General features: G+C 60.5%; 16 protein-coding genes. 1 reads left to right on the plus strand and 15 read right to left on the minus strand.

What is annotated here, in order from left to right; translation table 11 throughout:
• Positions 1 to 66 precede the first annotated feature (66 nt).
• The 14 genes from EI290_RS17160 to EI290_RS17225 all read right to left on the minus strand — a co-directional run bounded on the left by EI290_RS17160 (position 67) and on the right by EI290_RS17225 (position 14,546).
• Positions 67 to 1,425, minus strand: coding sequence for a M20/M25/M40 family metallo-hydrolase (locus tag EI290_RS17160; RefSeq protein WP_125432878.1), 1,359 nt, complete (start codon positions 1,423 to 1,425; stop codon positions 67 to 69).
• A 278-nt stretch (positions 1,426 to 1,703) separates the two neighbouring features.
• Positions 1,704 to 3,092: a beta-ketoacyl synthase N-terminal-like domain-containing protein gene (locus EI290_RS17165; RefSeq protein ID WP_125432880.1), complete on the minus strand. Its 1,389-nt coding sequence runs from the start codon at positions 3,090 to 3,092 to the stop codon at positions 1,704 to 1,706.
• Positions 3,085 to 4,407, minus strand: coding sequence for an adenosylmethionine--8-amino-7-oxononanoate transaminase (bioA, locus tag EI290_RS17170; protein ID WP_125432882.1), 1,323 nt, complete (start codon positions 4,405 to 4,407; stop codon positions 3,085 to 3,087). Before bioA ends, EI290_RS17165 begins: the two co-directional genes overlap by 8 nt.
• A 117-nt stretch (positions 4,408 to 4,524) precedes the next feature.
• Positions 4,525 to 5,148 carry a dethiobiotin synthase gene (bioD, locus tag EI290_RS17175; RefSeq protein WP_125432883.1) on the minus strand — a complete coding sequence of 208 codons (624 nt, stop codon included), beginning with the start codon at positions 5,146 to 5,148 and terminating at the stop codon, positions 4,525 to 4,527.
• A 117-nt stretch (positions 5,149 to 5,265) separates the two neighbouring features.
• Positions 5,266 to 6,057, minus strand: a complete 792-nt coding sequence (locus tag EI290_RS17180; RefSeq protein ID WP_125432885.1) for a class I SAM-dependent methyltransferase — start codon at positions 6,055 to 6,057, stop codon at positions 5,266 to 5,268.
• A gap of 221 nt (positions 6,058 to 6,278) precedes the next feature.
• The gene (locus EI290_RS17185; protein WP_125432887.1) at positions 6,279 to 7,415 is read right to left on the minus strand and encodes an aminotransferase class I/II-fold pyridoxal phosphate-dependent enzyme; all 1,137 of its coding nucleotides are present in this window, start codon (positions 7,413 to 7,415) and stop codon (positions 6,279 to 6,281) included.
• Positions 7,416 to 7,573: 158 nt separating this feature from the next.
• Entirely contained in the window at positions 7,574 to 8,575 is a 1,002-nt protein-coding gene (gene bioB / locus EI290_RS17190; RefSeq protein WP_125432889.1) for a biotin synthase BioB, read from the minus strand.
• A 121-nt stretch (positions 8,576 to 8,696) separates the two neighbouring features.
• On the minus strand, positions 8,697 to 9,305 hold the full coding sequence (locus EI290_RS17195; protein ID WP_125432892.1) for a hypothetical protein: 609 nt from the start codon (positions 9,303 to 9,305) through the stop codon (positions 8,697 to 8,699).
• 131 nt (positions 9,306 to 9,436) lie between these two features.
• On the minus strand, positions 9,437 to 9,982 hold the full coding sequence (locus EI290_RS17200) for a sugar O-acetyltransferase (protein ID WP_125432894.1): 546 nt from the start codon (positions 9,980 to 9,982) through the stop codon (positions 9,437 to 9,439).
• Positions 9,983 to 10,102: 120 nt separating this feature from the next.
• Complete coding sequence (gene yiaA / locus EI290_RS17205) at positions 10,103 to 10,525, minus strand: inner membrane protein YiaA (protein ID WP_125432896.1); 423 nt, start codon at positions 10,523 to 10,525, stop codon at positions 10,103 to 10,105.
• A 429-nt stretch (positions 10,526 to 10,954) separates the two neighbouring features.
• Positions 10,955 to 12,079, minus strand: coding sequence for a 23S rRNA pseudouridine(2604) synthase RluF (gene rluF / locus EI290_RS17210; protein ID WP_125432898.1), 1,125 nt, complete (start codon positions 12,077 to 12,079; stop codon positions 10,955 to 10,957).
• Between the two features lie 119 nt (positions 12,080 to 12,198).
• Complete coding sequence (locus tag EI290_RS17215; protein WP_125432900.1) at positions 12,199 to 12,537, minus strand: hypothetical protein; 339 nt, start codon at positions 12,535 to 12,537, stop codon at positions 12,199 to 12,201.
• Between the two features lie 108 nt (positions 12,538 to 12,645).
• On the minus strand, positions 12,646 to 13,530 hold the full coding sequence (locus tag EI290_RS17220; protein WP_125432901.1) for a hypothetical protein: 885 nt from the start codon (positions 13,528 to 13,530) through the stop codon (positions 12,646 to 12,648).
• Positions 13,485 to 14,546: a proline iminopeptidase-family hydrolase gene (locus tag EI290_RS17225; RefSeq protein ID WP_125432902.1), complete on the minus strand. Its 1,062-nt coding sequence runs from the start codon at positions 14,544 to 14,546 to the stop codon at positions 13,485 to 13,487. The genes EI290_RS17220 and EI290_RS17225 overlap by 46 nt, the downstream gene beginning before the upstream one ends.
• 485 nt (positions 14,547 to 15,031) lie before the next feature.
• Between EI290_RS17225 and EI290_RS17230 the strand changes: the two genes are divergently transcribed.
• Positions 15,032 to 15,904: a class I SAM-dependent methyltransferase gene (locus EI290_RS17230; protein ID WP_185817053.1), complete on the plus strand. Its 873-nt coding sequence runs from the start codon at positions 15,032 to 15,034 to the stop codon at positions 15,902 to 15,904.
• Positions 15,905 to 15,932: 28 nt separating this feature from the next.
• On the opposite strand, the gene EI290_RS17235 is transcribed toward EI290_RS17230, so the two are convergent.
• Positions 15,933 to 17,090, minus strand: a complete 1,158-nt coding sequence (locus EI290_RS17235) for an ABC transporter ATP-binding protein (protein WP_125432904.1) — start codon at positions 17,088 to 17,090, stop codon at positions 15,933 to 15,935.
• Positions 17,091 to 17,144: the final 54 nt, after the last annotated feature.

Consider the following 17,144-nt stretch of genomic DNA (forward strand, 5'->3'; position numbering starts at 1 on the left):
AGAAATAGAAAAAAGGCCATCCTGCCGCAGTAGGATGGCCTTTTAGAAAAAGATTAAGAAAATGCCTTACCGCACCGGCTTAGGCAGTACCGGCAAGCTCTCGTGGCCCTCAGCGTCCACGCTTACTACCCCAAAAATGAAGTTGTCCTTACTGTGGGGCAGGTCGGCTTTGGTGTCGGTTACGAAGAATTTCTGCTGCCACTCGGGGGCGCTGGTTTCGCGCATGAGCACATAATAGCCAGCTGGCTTCTCGCCGGTTTTGGGGGCTTCCCACTTCAATTCAGTACGGTTGGTAAGGTTGGCCGTGAGCACGCCCACATTCTCGGGGGCAGCCGGGGCCAGGGCCAGGGCGGCCAGAGTAGCCAGGTTTACGCCGGTGTTTTTGCGCAGGTAGGCAAAGTCCATGAACTTGGCGTAGTCGCCGTATTCCGTCCCGTTTTCGGTGCGCAGGTCCTGGTGCTGGTGGCGGAAATCCTCGTTCATCTCCGAGAAGCGCACGGCCGTGAAACCCTGCTGATTAAAGGGCGTGTGGTCGCCGCCGCGCAGGAAACGGTCGGGTCGGTATTCCAGTACCACCTCGTGGCCAGGCACGTACTGCTTGGTGGCGGTGCGGGCGTAGCGGGCCAACTGCCGGCTGGGCGAGTCGTTTTCACTGCTCAGCGTGCGGCGCACTTTGGCCTCGTCGGGCGTTTCGGTGGCGGGCACGCCTTCACTGAACACGCGCAGCTGGGTGGTGTTCTTGATTTCCGGGTCGTGGCCCACGGAGTTGCCCATAATGTCGTTGTTGAGCATGGCTACCAGGTTCCAGCCTTCTTTTTTTGCGCGCTTGGCCAGGTGCGTGGAGCCGTAAAGGCCCTGTTCCTCGCCCTGTACGGCCACGAAGATGATGGTAGCCGGGAACTGCTGCTTGCTCATCACGCGGGCCAGCTCCAGTACGGCCACCGTGCCCGAGCCGTCGTCGTTGGCCCCCGGCGCGTCGGCAGTGGCGTTCATCACGTCGCTCACCCGCGAATCAATATGGCCGCTCACGATGAACACGCGCTTGTCGGTGGGGTCGGTGCCGGGTAGGGTAGCCATAACGTTGGCCATGAGCACCGGCCGGTCGATACGGCGGCCGTCGGGCTTGATGGTGAACGTATCCTGCTCCACTTTCAGCCGTCCGCCGCTGGCCTTACTGTACTTTTTGAACTCACTTTCCACCCAGTTGCGGGCGGCCCCGATGCCGCGCTTCTTGCTTTTGGTGTCGCTCAGGGTGTGCCGTGTACCGAAGCTCACGAGCTTGTCAATATCCTCGCGCAGGTTCTGTTCAGAAATCTCCTCCACCATGCGGCTGATGAGCGGATTGGGCGTGGTAGCGGGCTGAGTTTGGGCCAAGGCCGGGGCGGCAAGGCCAAGAGCGAGCAGCAAAGGGGAAAAACGACGCATAGACGGTGGTTGTGGTATGGATGGCTATAGACGCAGGATTTCCGCCAGTGTTGCGGGGCAAACAGAACGTCCTTCCGAGCGCAGCCGTGGAATCTCGCGTGCTGACGCTGTGCTGGTAACTGTCATTCCGAGCGGAGCGAGGATTCTCGCTTAGCTGACGTTGCTTCATTAGCCCAGGGTTTAAACCCTGGGCTACGGAGCGGTTTTTTTGTTGAATTAGCTTGGCAACGTCAGCACGCGAGATTCCTCAGCTGCGTTCGGAAGGACGTTCTTGTGTTTCATACTCTCAACTCCACCACCACGCTGGCCGCGTTGCCGCCGAAGCCGGCCGCATTTACCAGCATCCGTCGAATGGGCTTGTTGGTTGAAGTCGCCAGGTCGGTGGCAAATGGGGCCGCCGGCCACTGCTGGGTTTCCAGCACCTGACAGGCAAAATCCAGACTTAGCGCAGCCGAAGCTCCCAGCGTGTGGCCCAACAACCATTTGTTAGAGAGCAGGGGAGGCAACTCCAACCCAAATATGGCCCGCAACGCCGACCGCTCGGCCGCGTCGCCGGCGGGGGTGCCGGGGCTGTGCAGTACCACCGCGTCGATGTCGGTGGGAGCGAGGCCGGCCTGGGCCAGGGCCTGGCGGATGGCCTGCTGGAAGTGCCGGCCCTCGGGCGAAAGGCCGGTCTTGCTGCCAATGGCCTCGAACCCGAACCCCACGCCAGCCAGCACCAGCAGGGGCCGAACTTCGGCCGCCACCTGGGCCGCCGAAAGCTGCTCCAGGGCAAACACTGCCGCGCCCTCACCCAGCACGAACGTAGAAGGCCGCCCCGCCCCCGGCCGACAGGGCCAGTCGGTGGCGGCCAGAGGCGAGTAGATGCCGATGGCCCGCATCTGAGCCAGGGTAAAATCGGTGAGCGGGGCCTCGGTGCCGCCGGCCAGAAACCGGGTGGCCATGCCGGCTTTCAGCCAAGCCAGCGCATTGCCCAGCGCCTGGAACGCGCTGCTGCACGTGCTGGAATGGCTCAGGGCCGCGCCGCCGTGCTGGCCCGCATCAAAAGCCACCCAGCTGGCCACGTTGCCCAGGGTGGTCAAGGGCGAGGCGGCAGCAGACACCGAGCCTTCGGCTAGGAACTCTTGGTGAAACTGCTCCAGCCGCCCCGTAGCCCCCCGGCTGCTGCCAATACTCACGGCCAGGTTGGTTGCTGGTTGCTGGTTGTTAGTTATTGGTTGGTGGTTGGTGGCTGTCAGAAGGGAGGTTGGGGGGGTGGCGCCATCGTAGTTGCTGGCTCCCTCCGAATTCAACATTGCCCCCGAATCATCGGTGGCAGTAGCCGCCTGCTCAATGCTGATAGAGCCATCTTGGCCATTAACTACTGACAACTGACAACTATCAACTGACAACTCACCACTAACCGACCACCCGGCCTGGGCGGTGGCCTGGCGGGCGGCCAGCAGGGCCAGGAGCACGGTGCGGTCGAGCTGGCGGTAACTGGGGTGGCGGCGCAACTCGGCTACGGCGGTTTCGGCGGCCGGCGGCAGAGCGGCTACGGGCACGCCGCTGGGGTGGTGGGTGAAGGGAGAAACGGCGGCTTCGGCCGAAGCCGGCAGCACCCGGCCCAGCGCCGACACCCGGCCCCGGCCCCGGATAACCACCAGCGAATCGGAGGGGTTAGTCATGCAGAATTTCGGGCAGGTTGGGAGCGGGGGTGAAGTCAAGCACCAGCTCGCGCATGCGGCGTAGCACGGCGTAGAGTAAGTCTAGCTCCTCGTTGGTAGTGCAATAGGGTGGCAGCAGGTACACCACGTTGCCCAGAGGGCGCAGCACCACGTGGTGGTCGAGGGCGAGCTGGTAGAAGGCGTCGCGCAGGCGGCTGAAGTAGCTGGTACCCTCGCCGGGGTCGTACTCCACGGCCAAAATAGTGCCCCGGTGCCGCACCGCCCGCACCCCCGGCTTACCTGCAAGCTCCTGCCGGAACACAGTGTGGGCCGCCTCGATGCGCCGACGCTGCTGGGTGCACTCGTCGGCCCGCGTCAGTTCCAGACTAGCTAGCGCAGCGGCACAGGCCACGGGGTTGGCCGTGTAGGAATGGCCGTGAAACAGGGCCCGCATCTTGTCGTGACTGAGGAAGGCCTCGTAGATGGGCGCGGCGCAGGTGGTCAGGCCCATAGCCAATGTGCCGCCGGTAAGGCCCTTGGAAAAGCACATGATATCAGGCTGCTCCGTGAGCAGCTCGGAGGCAAACAGTGGCCCGGTGCGGCCGAAGCCGGTCATCACCTCATCCGAAATGCACAGCACGCCGGCCTGGTGGCAGCGGCGCAGTAGTTCACTGAGTACTTCGGGCTCGTACATCACCATACCGGCCGTGCCCAGCACCAACGGCTCGAAAATGAAGCCGGCCACGTCGGGGCGGAGCAGCAGCGTATCGAGCTGGGCCAGGGTTTCGGCCTCGTGGCCCGGCACCGGCACGTCCAGAAATTCTACGTCGAACAGCAGGGGCCAGAACGGTTCGGTAAAAGCTCCGCGGGCACTCACGGCCATAGCCCCGAACGTGTCGCCGTGGTAGGAGTTCTGGAAGCAGATAAACGTGCGGCGCTCCGGCTGGCCCTGGTTGTGAAAGTATTGCAGCACCATTTTCAGGGCCACTTCCACGGCCGTCGAGCCGTTGTCGGAGTAGAACACGCGGGCCTGATTGGCGGGCAGCAAGGTCAGCAGCTGCTCGGCCAGCTCCACGGCGGCGGGGTGGGTGAAGCCGGCAAACAGCACGTGCTCCAGAGTGCGCAGCTGCTCGCTCACGCGCTCCGCAATGTGCGGATGGCCGTGGCCGTGCAGGTTCACCCACCACGAGGAAATGGCGTCGAGGTAGCGGGTGCCGTCTTCGGCCACCAGCCAGCTGCCTTCGCCCCGGATGATGGGAATGGGCAGCGGGGCGGTCTGCATTTGGGTGTAGGGGTGCCACAATACGGCGTGGTCCCGTTCGGACAGGGTAGGCATGGGGCAAAGGTAGGGAGAGAGTTTCTCGCAGAGGTCCGCAGAGGGATGCGCGGAGGATAGCAGAGGAACGACCTCCCTTTACCTCTGCGCATCCCTCTGCGGACCTCTGCGAGAAAACTACCTGCGCCCAAACCACGCCCGAAACTCCGCCGCGTAGCGGCTCACCACGGCGGGGGTTATTTCCGGCTCCAGCCGCACGCGGGGCATAACCGGTACACCGGTGTGCTCGGCAATGAAGCTTTCGGTGGCGGGCGTTGGCTCGCCGTTGAACACGAGGCCGCGCACCCGCAAGCCGCGGGCCTTCAGGGCTTCCAGCGTGAGCAAGGTGTGGTTGATACTGCCCAGGTAATTGCGCGACACCACCACCACGTCCAGGTTCAGCTGCTGAATTAAATCCACGATAAGGAAGCCGGGGGCCAGCGGCACCAGCAGGCCGCCCGCGCCTTCTACCAGCAGATGGTTGGTAGTTTCGGGCAGCTGGAAATCCTTGGGACGCAGCGCAATGCCCTCGGCGGCGGCGGCAGCGTGGGGCGAGGCCGGCAGCTGCAACCGATGCCGCTCGGGCCAGAAGCGGCTGACGGGATTCTGCACCAGCTTGCGCACGGTGGCCGCGTCGGTGGTGGGGGTAAGGCCGGCCTGCACGGGCTTCCAGTAATCGGCCTGCAAAGCTTCGGTGAGAATGGCCGAGACGAAGGTTTTGCCTACGTCGGTGCCGATGCCGCTGATAAAAAGTCGTTCCAAAGGAGGGAGAATAGATGAAGTTTACTGAGTTATCATTCCGAGCAGCGCGATGAATCTGAGTTGATCCTCCAACAATTTAATCCAGCTTCCTCGCGCTGCTCGGAATGACACAACCACCTAAGCCGACGGCTTGCGGCAGCGCAGGTGCAGAAAATACGGTACCACCCGGGCTTTGCGCAGAAACGGATGCTGCGTCATCTGCTCCTCGGTGGGGCAGGGCTCCTGCATGGCTTCCAGCTGAAAACCGGCCGCTACAATGGCGTTTACCCATTGGCTCATTATCAGGTTGAATACCGGCACCCGAAACGGCGCGTGACGGGCCTGCTCTTGGGCTGGGGCGGCGTGAAATATCCACTCCTCGGGCTGGCCGTGCTGGTACTCAAAATAGCCGCCCACCTCCACCGCGTAGGGCTGGCCCTGGGCGTCGCGCAGGTTGCGGCGGTGGGGCGTGGTGAAGCAGGGGTGGCTGATGGAAAATTGTAGAAACCCGCCCGGTTTTAGCACCCGGAACGCCTCCCGCAGGGCCAGAGGCGGATCGGGCACGTCCATCAGGCACATAAAGGAAACGGCAAAGTCGAACGATGCGTCGGCAAACGGCAGCGCGGCGGCACTACCCACCAAATAGCGGATACCCAGCGGCTCGGTGGCCTCGGCCTGTTGCGCCGCCTCCACAAAGGCGGGGGCAATATCCAGGGCCGTGACGTGGGCGCCCTGCCGGGCCAGCAGGCGCGTGTTGTAACCTTCGCCGCAGCCGATGTCGAGGCCCGCTAGGCCGGCCACCGGGGGAAGCCAGGCGAAGAAGGCGGGCGTGTTCAGGTAGTTGCGGTACACGTCGTAGCCGGCGCGGGCCAGGGTGGTCCAGGCCGGGGCGTTACGGTTCCAGTATTCACCAACTTCCTGGTCGTTCATGGGTGGGGTGGTTGGGGGTGAAAGGATTGGTGGCTGTGACGTGTATGTCGTTGTTGAACGTCATGCTGAGCGCAGTCGCAGCATCTCTACCTCTAGCTAAATCCTGACGGGCAAACGAAGCGGTAGAGATGCTCCGACTGCGGCTGCGCCTTCGCTCAGCATGACGTGCTGTTCCAAATGTTCGCCCCAGTTGTTCAACGACGAGACGCAAATATGCGTCTCTACGCCGTTGCGCCGGCCAGTACAGTCGCCAGCGTGTCAATATCCGCTTCCGAATTATACGAATGCACAATGAGCCGCAGCCGCTCCGTACCCACCGGCACCGTGGGCGAAACAATGGCGCGCACATCGAAGCCGGCGGCCTGGGCAGCGGCGGCCACGGCCCGCACCCGGGCCGGACCGGAACTAACCTGGAAAAACACCGGGTGAATAACGTGACTTTCCGGCGGCACCCGCAGGCCTGGCACCGCGTTCAGCCGGGCTTTCAGGTAGTCAGACAACGCAAACAGCCGTGCCCGTTCCGGTTGCAGCGCGGGCAGCACTGCGTAGGCCGCCGCCAAGGCGGCCACCGTAAGCGGGGGCAGAGCGGTGGTGTAGATGAATGGCCGGCTGAAGCTCAGCAGGTAGTCGCGTAGCACGGCCGGACCGGCCACAGCCGCGCCCTGACTACCCAACGCTTTGCCAAAGGTGAGGATGCGGGCAAACACGGCGTCTTCCAGTTTCAACTCCATCACTAATCCTTCCCCGGCCGGACCGTAGAGGCCGTTGGTATGGGCCTCATCCACCACCAGATAAGCGCCCTGCTCTCGGCACAGCGCCGCCAGCTCCGGCAACGGAGCCATGTCGCCGTCCATGGAGTACAGCGCCTCCACGGCCACGAAAACTGCCCCGGTGGAGCGGGCCAGCTTGCGCCGCAAATCAGCCACGTCGTTGTGGCGGAAGCTCCAGGCGGTGGCGAAGGAGCCGCGGATGCCGTCTTTCACGGAGGCGTGGCTGGCGTCGTCGTACAGAATCGTGTCGCCGCGCTTGGGCACGGCGGCAAAGAACCCCAAGTTGGCCGCGTAACCGGAGTTGAACAGCAGCGCCGCCTCGGCGCGGTGGAAACGGGCCAGCGTGGTTTCCAGGGCCTCGGCGGCGGCGGAGTTGCCGGTGAGCAGGCGCGAGCCGGTGCTGCCGGCAGGTAGTTGGGCCGCAGCCTGCACGGCCGCCCGCACCTGCGGGTGCTGGCTTAGGCCCAGGTAGTCGTTGGAGCTGAAATCCACTAGCCCAGCTGCCGACAGCGTGAGGCGGCGGCGGGTGCCGGCAGCTTCACGGCGGGCCAGTTCATCGTGGAGGCGTTGGTGGAGTTGGTCGTTCATACGGGAAACCTCACCCCCTAGCCCCCTCTCCTTGGGGAGAGGGGGGACTAACCTTTAGTTTTTAACTCTAATTTTTCTTCTTCCCAATAGCAACTAGCGCTAAAAACCTAGTTACTATTTCCCCCTCTCCCCAAGGAGAGGGGGCTAGGGGATGAGGTCTACGCCAATACTTCCTTGCCCAGCACAGTGGCGCCCTCGGGCACGTCCTTGAACGACTTACGGGGCTTGAGGCCGAGCAGAGCAAACATCTGCTTGTCAGCGTCGAAATCGGGGTTGGGTGTGGTCAGCAGCTTCTCGCCCGAGAAGATGGAGTTGGCACCGGCCAGGAAGCACAGGGCCTGCTCCGTAACGGGCATTTCCTGGCGGCCGGCCGAGAGACGCACCATGGTGTGGGGCATCAGAATGCGGGCCGTGGCAATCATGCGCAGCATTTCCCACACGCTCACGCGGGGCTGGTCGGCCAGGGGCGTGCCTTCCACAGGCACCAGGGCATTTACGGGCACACTCTCGGGGTGGGCGGGCAGGGTAGCCAGCGTGTGCAGCATGGCAATGCGGTCCTCGTCGGTTTCACCGAGGCCAATGATGCCACCCGAGCACACCGAAATGCCCGCCTTACGCACGTGCTCCAGGGTGTTCAGCCGGTCGTCGTAGGTGCGGGTCGTGATGATATCGTCGTACTTCTCGCGGCTGGTGTCGAGGTTGTGGTTGTAAGCGTACAGGCCGGCCTGCTTGAGGCGCTCGGCCTGGTACTCGTTGAGCATTCCCAGGGTGCAGCACACCTCCAGGCCCATGCCGTTTACCTGCTCCACCATCCCCAGCACCCGGTCGAAGTCCCGGTTGTCACGGATTTCGCGCCAGGCGGCGCCCATGCAGAAACGGGTGGAGCCGCCGTCTTTGGCGCGTTGGGCGGCGGCCAGTACCTCGGCATCGGGCAGCAGCTTATGGGCCTGCACGCCGGTGTGGTAGCGGGCCGCCTGGGGGCAGTAGGCGCAGTCTTCGGGGCAGCCGCCGGTTTTCACGCTCAGCAGGGTGCACACCTGCACCTCGCCGGTAGCCTGAGTTTGGGCATGTATGGCAGCAGCCTGCGTTACCAGTTCCAGAACGGGCTGGTTGTAAATGGCGTGTACTTCGTCGAGGGTCCAGTCAGTGCGGAGTGTCATAGGGGCGGGAAGGGTTTCGGTGGTTGATGGTCGTTGTGCCAGAAAGCAAAACGGGGCGGCCCGCCGGAGCCGAAGCTGCCAGCGGGCCGCAAGATACACGAGAAGCGGATTTGTAGATGAGTCAGTGCGTAGTTCCATCCGCCAGGAGGCCCGTGACCAGCGTGTGAGCCTGAGAAATTGCCTGGGTAAATTCCTCATTGCACGGTTCTTGCTGAAAGAAGCCGGCTTCCAGCACCGAAGCCTGTTGGCTCAGCCACCGACGGAGCGTGAGCATACTGTGCGCTGCGGTATCGGGAGTGAGCACCTGAATGTGCTTTTCCAAGTCGGGAAGATGTGGAATAATACGCACGAGGTTTTCAAAAGCCCAATCGGTTTCGGCCGGCTGCCACGCTTGCAACAAGGGTTCTAGTGAGCCGGTCAGTCGAACTAGCCAGCCTATTAGTTCCTCCTCGAAAAAGCATTCGTGCTGAATATGCTGCGCCCACCAGGCCCGCAGTACTTGCCGAACGGCGCCTTTTTCCGCCTCGGGCCAACCATCCCAGCCGGCATACAGCATCTTGTCGAAAAAAGCATCCTTCTCCAGCTCTGAGTCTGGGCATAGCAGCAATTCCAGCAGCCGGGGTAAGAAATACCGGAAGTCGGCCGCATTTCCCCAGGTCGTTATTGCCTTGAAAGCATAGCGCCGCAGCTGTTTTTCGCTGAGGTATGCCAGCGGCACGGTGAACAGCACCCGGTTTTCTTCGCTACTGATGCAGCAGGGGCAGGCATCCGGCGGCTGACGAAGCCGATGAGTAGAAAACCAGGCATACAGGGCAGTAATTACTTCAGCTAAAGCTGGCATTTCAGAGTCGGCTGCTCTATTCACAGCGTCCGAATTACCCGACAAGGGTTGCCCACGGCCACCACACCGGCCGGAATGTTGCGCGTGACTACACTGCCCGCGCCAATGGTAGTGCCTGCCCCAATCGTTACGCCGGGCAGCACCAGCACGCCCGCGCCCAGCCACACATTGTCCCCGATGCTGATGGGCTGGGCAAACTCCCAGCCTGCAATGCGCGGCACTACCTCTACCGGGTGCCCGGCCGTGCTCAGCACCACGTTGGGGGCCACAAACACGTTGTCGCCGATGGTTACCGGGGCGCAGTCGAGCACGGTGAAATTATAGTTAGCGTAGAAATTCCGCCCCAGCCGGATGTTGTAGCCATAGTCGCAGCGGAAAGGCGCTTCAATGTGGGCGTCGGTTTCGTAGCCCAGCAGCTCGGCCAGTACCTGCCGGTTCAGGGCCACGGGCTCCTGGTTGTAGCGGTGGCAGAGCTGTTTGGCGTGCAGGCGCTCGGCTACCAGCTCCGGGTCGTTGGCAAGGTAGAGCTCACCGGCCAGCATCTGTTGTTTCGGCGTCAGGCTCATAGCCAAATTCAGGATTGGGTTGTTAAATGCGTGTGGTATAGTTTGCGTATGCCAGAGCCAGTGCAACATACTCGGGGATACGCAAACTACACTGTTCACGCTACTTACCGTTTCTGCTGATTACGCCCGAAACGGCGTCTCGGGCTCCGGAGAGGCCGTTGTTTTAGCGTCGCGGGTATTTTTCTGCACCGCAATGGCCCCAAACAAACTCAGCAGGAAAGCCATGGCGTAGAAGCCTTTTTCGCTGAGCAACAATGTAGCGTTCCACAGGCCCACCGTGAGCAGGGCAATGGCCAGAATGGTGGAAAACCAGCTCAACCCGTAGTAGATGCCCGTTACGGGAATGCCCTCTAGCTGGTCGCGCACCGACTTTTGCAAAGAAATTCCCGAAAACAGTCCGTACATAAGCACGGTGAAATAGTACCCTTTCTCATTCAGGGCCATTTGGGCATTCCAGAGCCCGATGATAAAGGCAGCCATGCCGGCCAGCAAAGCAAACCAGGAAGCAGCAATAAAGGCATTAGAAGGTTTGGCAGTGTTCATGGTGAAGTAAGGTAGAGCAGTGAAAAACAGCCCGGACGTTTCCTCCGTCCGACCCTTCAAACATAGCAGGGAAACTATACCGCTACGCATACCACCATTTTCGCGGTTCAGACTTTTGAAGCAGCCATGATGGCGGATCGTAACTCAGTCAAATTTTTACTTGTAAGTTGTTATAATAGCATTTGAAATACGTTAAGGCATGTTTTTATTGAGCTGCGCAAGAAATGACAACCAGCAGCTTCGCGTGTCATCAGATATTTCAGCAAGCCTAATCAGTCACTGAGCACCGCAATAAAAAGCCCCGGGCCACCTCAACTGAGGCAGCCCGGGGCTTTCACGTAATCAATCAGCTCTTGGGTCGCTTGGAATGCGCGTTGCGGCGGTAGGATACAGCAAGCGCTACGCATTACGGCCGCAATGCGCCCGGCCTTACCGCTTGCCGGGGCGGCTGGCTCCGCGGGAACCGCGCGTGGTGGTTTTGCCTTTGGGGGAAGCCGCCGGTCCTTTGCCGGGGCCGGCGCTGCGGGGCCGGGCGCTGGCCGGGCGGCCGGGTTTTTTGGGGCCAGCTCCATCGGGCCGCACAATGCCGCCCCCGGCCGGCCGGCCCGGGCCCGTAGGCCAGGCCGGCGTTTCGGCCGGGTTGGTGGTTTTGGCGGCGGGCTTGGCGGCGCGGGCCGCAGCTACTTTCTTGCGGGTGGGTTTTTCTACCCAGGCACCGGCCGGCCGCTCCTGGTCGGGGCGGGCTGAGGGGGCTTTGGGGGCACCCTGGCGGGCGGGGCGGTCGGCCCAGAACTCGGCGGTGGAGGGGCGCTTGCGGCGGCGCGGGCTGCTGCCGTCGTCGGTACCGCTGGAATCCTTGATCATCTCAAACAGCACCTTCAACTCCTTCTCGCGCAGCTCCCGCCACTCGCCCACACCCAGGCCCTTCACGTTGATGTTCATCACCCGAATGCGCTCCAGCTGCACCACCTCGTAGCCGAAGTACTCGCACATGCGCCGGATCTGGCGGTTGAGGCCTTGCACCAGCGTAATGCGAAAAATATAAGGTGTCTCCTTCGACACCTTGCAGGGCTTGGTCATTACCCCACCCAGCGGCACGCCGCTGGCCATGCCTTCAATGAACAGCTCGTTGATAGGCTTATCCACCATCACAATGTATTCCTTCTCGTGCTGGTTGCCGGCCCGCAGGATTTTGTTCACGATGTCGCCGTTGCTGGTCAGCAGGATCAGGCCCTGCGACTCCTTATCCAGGCGGCCGATGGGGAAGATGCGCACCGAGTGCTTAATGGCCCGGATGATGTTGTCCTTGATGCCGGTATCGGTGGTGGCAATGATTCCGGGGGGCTTGTTGTAGGCAATGTACACGGCATCTTCCTCGGCCCGGGGCTCAATGAGGTTGCCGTTTACCACCACGCGGTCCTTGCTGGTCACCTGGTCGCCGATGCTGGCCCGCTTGCCGTTCACGAACACGTTGCCCTGCTCGATGTGGCGGTCGGCTTCCCGGCGGGAGCAGACGCCACTTTCGCTGATGTATTTATTGAGTCGGGTTGCCATGAGGTTGGTGCTTAGATACTTGGGCAGGCGGGTAAAAAACAGGCTGCCGGCCCCCTGAAGGGTCGGCAGCCTGCAAAGATACGGCATACGCGGCGCCCGGCGGTGCACCGGCCCAAGGTTCAGGTAAAAAACGCAAACAGCGCCGTTTCCAGCGCTGCCGGCAACACCGGGGGCGTAACGGTGCGCAGCGCCTGCGCCTGGCTACCCCCGGCGGGCTCGAAAGTGCCTTCCGTGGCATCGAACCGCAGCCGACCCTGGGTGAATTCGCGGCGGTGCACCTCGCCCTCGGTGCTCATCGAAACAAAGCCCAACTGGCTGAGCTGGCCGCTGGCCTTATCGAAATACAGCCAGAAGTACACGTTGCTGGGGTTCTGGCTCTGCACATCTAGGCGCTTGATTTCAAAAATGGTGGCCGACTCGGCTTCGAGCAAAAAAAGGGGGCGGTAAGGGAAGGTCATGGGAGTAAAAGTGCGCAGTTGACTTGCAAATAGGCAAGCTTGGCCACAAAGTACGGTTACGTGCCTAGTGGATGCATCCTAAAAGGTGCTATCAGTTGGAAATCTTGCCTAATAGGTAAAAGTTCGTTTGGCAATGAGCACCTTGCGGCCCTGGCGGAGCAGGTAGCGGTGAGTCCAAGGGCCCCGTTTCGAGTAATCATAGCTGTATTCCGGCTGGTCGCCGGAATTATCCAGCCACCAGTTGCCGGGTGATTTAGGAACTACGGAACGGTATTCTTTGGTCAGGTTGCCTTGGGCGTTGTACTGGTAGGTGGTGGTGAATACCGTGGTGTCTTTCTCACCGTATTCGGTGCGGCGGTAGTTGGTTATCAGGTCGTTGGCGTAGGTGAGTTCGGTTAGCTCGTTTACCTCACGCCTTAACCCTTTCGATTTGGTGAACTTGACTGGGCGGTTAGCGGAGTCGAATTCCAGATTATGGGACACGTACATCGTATCTGAGTCGGATAATCCAATTTCACGAATAATACGGGCAGAATCGGGGCTGTACTGGTAACTGTATTGGAAAATCTGAACCCGCTTATCATCAGTAGTTACAGTTCTTTCCTGGCCTAACTTATGGCGACTGGTAAAAGAGTATTGCTCAAGTAAATTGAGCTTTCGATGATGATAAGTCCGGCTCTCAATGGCCCAGCCTTGTTCATCGAGCGTGTATTCGGCCCAAAAACCGCTTGGTCCCCGGCCAAAAGCCTCTACTTTCACTCGTTTGGCCCCAGGGAAATGTTCGTCCCGTACGTCGAATTCCTGCGCCTGCGCCACCGATGACACCAGTTGAAACAAGCTGGTGAGCAACACGAACAAGCGTGCGTTCTGGAGATAGGCGGATATAAGATAAGTGCGCAACAAGCTGCTTATATAGGTATTGAGGCTGTGAATGAATCCATGCTGAATTACAGCTTCACCGTCTTCTCGCCCCGGTCCACGGCGTGGAGCCATTTAGTGAGGCCGCGCATGTAGGTAGGTTGGTCGTCGTAGAAGCTCATGTGCGAGCCATTGGGGCAGATGAGGGCGGTGCCGTGCTGCACCTTTTCGGCCACCATGCGCATGTGCGCGGGGTCCATGGTGTCGTACTTGCCACCAATGCTGAGCACCGGCACCCGCAGCTTCGGCAGGTCGGGCACGCGGTTCCAGCGCAGCAGCTTACCCGAAACGCCAAACTCGCTGGGGCCCTGCATGGTCACGTAGAGCGACTGATTCATTTTGGCGAAGGAGCGGGTTACAGGCTCGGGCCACTCGGCGGGGGGGCGGCGCAGAATGTGCTCGGCGTAAAAATTAGGGAGTAGCAGCTCCATGTAGCGCGGATTCTGGAAGTCCTGGCGCGCCTCAATGGCCCGGATTTCCCGGAGCACCTCGGGTTTGAACTGCGGGGCCAGTACCTCTTCCGCGTACCGGCCATAGTCGGGCACGCTCATCATCATATTGCTGATGACGAGGCCTTTCAGGTGCTGCTGATACTTGAGGGCATACTCAGCGGCCAGAATACCGCCCCAACTGTGGCCCAGCACCACGAAGTTGCTGCTATCCAGGTGCAGGGCCTGGCGCACCTGCTCCACTTCCTCCACGTAGCGCGGCAGGCTCCACATGGCAGTATCTTTGGGGTTGTCGGAGTTGCCGCAGCCCAGCTGGTCGTAGTAGATGATTTCCACACCTTCCCGGGGCAGGAAACTTTCCATGCACTCAAAGTACTCGTGCGTGGCTCCCGGCCCGCCATTGAGCAGCAGCAGCTTCAGGCGCGGGTTGCTACCAATGCGCTTGGTCCAGACGTTGAATTTGCCCTTGGGCGTGCTGATGGGCACTATCTGCACCCCGCCGGTTTGCAGCTGGGTGGTATCGGGGGCGGGGAAGTAGCTGGCGAGAGTAGGGGCGTCGGGGGCGGTGGGGCCTTGCTGGGAGCAGGCGCCGAGTGCCATGCTTAGGAGGCCAACAGTACAGGCATGTAGCAGTTTTTTCATGAGAAAGCAGGTGGCAAATTGTAATTGGCTAAACCTACCCAATATCCAAGGTATCCCAAAATGCAGAGGCCACCCCGGAAAGGAATGGCTCAAGTAATGAGAACCTCAACGCTCAGGTAAAAACAGACTGCTAACCACTCTTTCTATGAACCTCCTTCTGTGCAGCACATATCATCCTGCCGCCCCACCTGGGTTAACTGCTGTTGAAGCTGTTGAGAAAATTTGTTAGCGCAACTCAAAACATCATGCTCAGCGAAGTCGGAGCGTGTCTGCTACTTTCTCTGACCCGTTCAGCGAAGCGGGAAAGATGCTTTGATGAGCAGGCGCCACCTAGAGCAGGATGAGCTTTTGATTTCCCAAATAGCCTTCATGAGGAGGTTTTGATGATGCAAGCAGGGTCTAATCTGTGTGCCAGCTCCTCACTCATGGGCACCACCAGAGCCGGAAAGCAGCAGGGGATGGTAGTTTTTCCTCAACTTGCAGCTATGAAGACTACCGATGTACTACAGGTATACGATGCGCATTATGCAGCTGATTACGATAATCGATTTCTGTTGCTGCCTGATATCCGAAGCAATACCGAAGCCGACCTTACCCTGCTTCGGGGGCTATTGGGGCCAGATGCCCGGTGGCTGGATATCGGCTGTGGTACAGGGTATTTCCTGAGCAAGTTTCCCGGTGTAGCCCGCGCGGGCTACGATTTATCGGCTGCCATGCTGGCCCAGGCCCGGAGGGGCAGCCCCGATGCGCTTTTCTTTCGGGAAGGCGACTTCCGGGACCCGGTTCCAGAGTGGGAGGCGCAATGGTCGCTGGTTACGTGCATGTGGTCGGCTTACTCGTACTGCGAAACGGTAAAGGAGGTGGAGCAGGTGGTAGCCAATATGGTGGAATGGACGCGGCCCGGCGGAGCCATTTTTATTCCGGTACTTGACTTAGAGGAGATGCGCGGTACTTCCGTACTCTACCACACCGACTCGGCCGGTATTTTTCCCGGGGATTTCTGGATAACCGGCGTTACGTGGTCCTGGGCAGAAAGTGAAACGGGTAAAACCCATCACCATCTTATTGCTCCTCATATTGAGCACTTTATCCGGTTGCTGGCCCCGCATTTTAAGCAAGTAGAAGTAGTGAGTCACCCGGCAGTGGTGCCGGGCGGGCCTGCCCGTCGGGCGGTGCTGGCAACGGCCCGGCGTACGGGTATTGACGCAACCCGGCCTGCTACTGTAATATGGCCCACACCAAAGCCCGTGGTGCCAGCTGCGGCCACACTGCCACTGACAGTGCTATTGAAGGAAGTAGTAAGCCGCCTGCGTCCGGGACACCTATGGCGGGCTGTGCGTCATCGGCTACACCGCTGAGCAGCCCGTCTATGGCAGCCATCCAGCATCAGTTGTGCCAGCTAATTGGCAGCGTTACTAGTTGCTGAATCATGGATTGAAAGCTTTTTTCAAGGGTGAGTTCCCCTTGCACAACCAGTGGCACGGGGGCATCCTCCCAGCCCAGTAAGGCCAGGGGCTGCTGCGACTGTAGCTCAAAAATGGCAGCTTTTACCAGGTATTGGCCTGCTGTAAGGGGCAGCCGCTCCACCGTACAACTCAACTGATGCCGGCCTGGGGCCAGATGGGAAGGTGCAAGGTTTACGCCACCGGTAACGCAGGTGAGTCCGTCGTTGGTCCAGATATAAAAAGCCCAACCGATATTGGCCTGCGGTGCTTGAGCCCGGTACGTAAGGTGCATCTGTACCGTATCATCGGTGACGATGGTGGAAGTAGTCAGGCTCTCAAACGTAAGCTCCTCAATCACCAACGGCACGCTGCCTCCTGCCTGAGCATTACGTGCTGCCAGCAACTGCTGCTGCTGGTCATAGTACTTATCGAGCGTTTCCAGGCCGGTGCCTGCAAACGTTAGCCGCCCTCTTTCCAGCAATACCCCCTGCTGACACACCGCCTGCACGTGGTAAGGATTGTGCGAAACAAGCACCACCGAGCCACCGCTGGCCAGATAAGCCAACATATGGTTGATGCATTTGCGCTGGAAGTCCATATCTCCAACAGCCAATACCTCATCTACCAGCAGAATATCGGGCCGCAGATGGACGGCAACGGCATAGGCCAGCCGTGCTACCATACCCGAGCTGTAGAACTGAATAGGCATATCAAGAGCGGAGCCCAGGCCTGCAAACTCCTCAATCTGGGCAAATAAAGGCAGTACCTGTTCCCTGGAAAAGCCCAGCAAGGCGGCTCGAATAAACACGTTTTCACGGCCGCTGAGTACCGGGTCCAGCCCTACGCCCAACTCAATCAGTGCTCCTACCTGTCCGCGGATATGAATACTGCCGCCATCGGGCTTAATCAGACCGTTGAGCAGCTTGAGCAGGGTGCTTTTGCCGGCTCCATTAGCCCCTACAATAGCCAGGGCCTCCCCCCGGCGCAATTCAAATGATATATCCTGTACCCCCCAGAACTCGTGGGGCCGCAACCGTGCGGTGCGGGCCCGATATCGGGGCCAGGCTTCGGCCAGGATGTCGCGCAGGGCGTACCACATAGAGAGCCGGAGTCGGGTACAGAACTTTTTGGAAAGGTTGTGGACCTGCAACAG

This window comes from Hymenobacter metallilatus (assembly GCF_003944705.1).
Taxonomy (GTDB): domain Bacteria; phylum Bacteroidota; class Bacteroidia; order Cytophagales; family Hymenobacteraceae; genus Hymenobacter; species Hymenobacter metallilatus.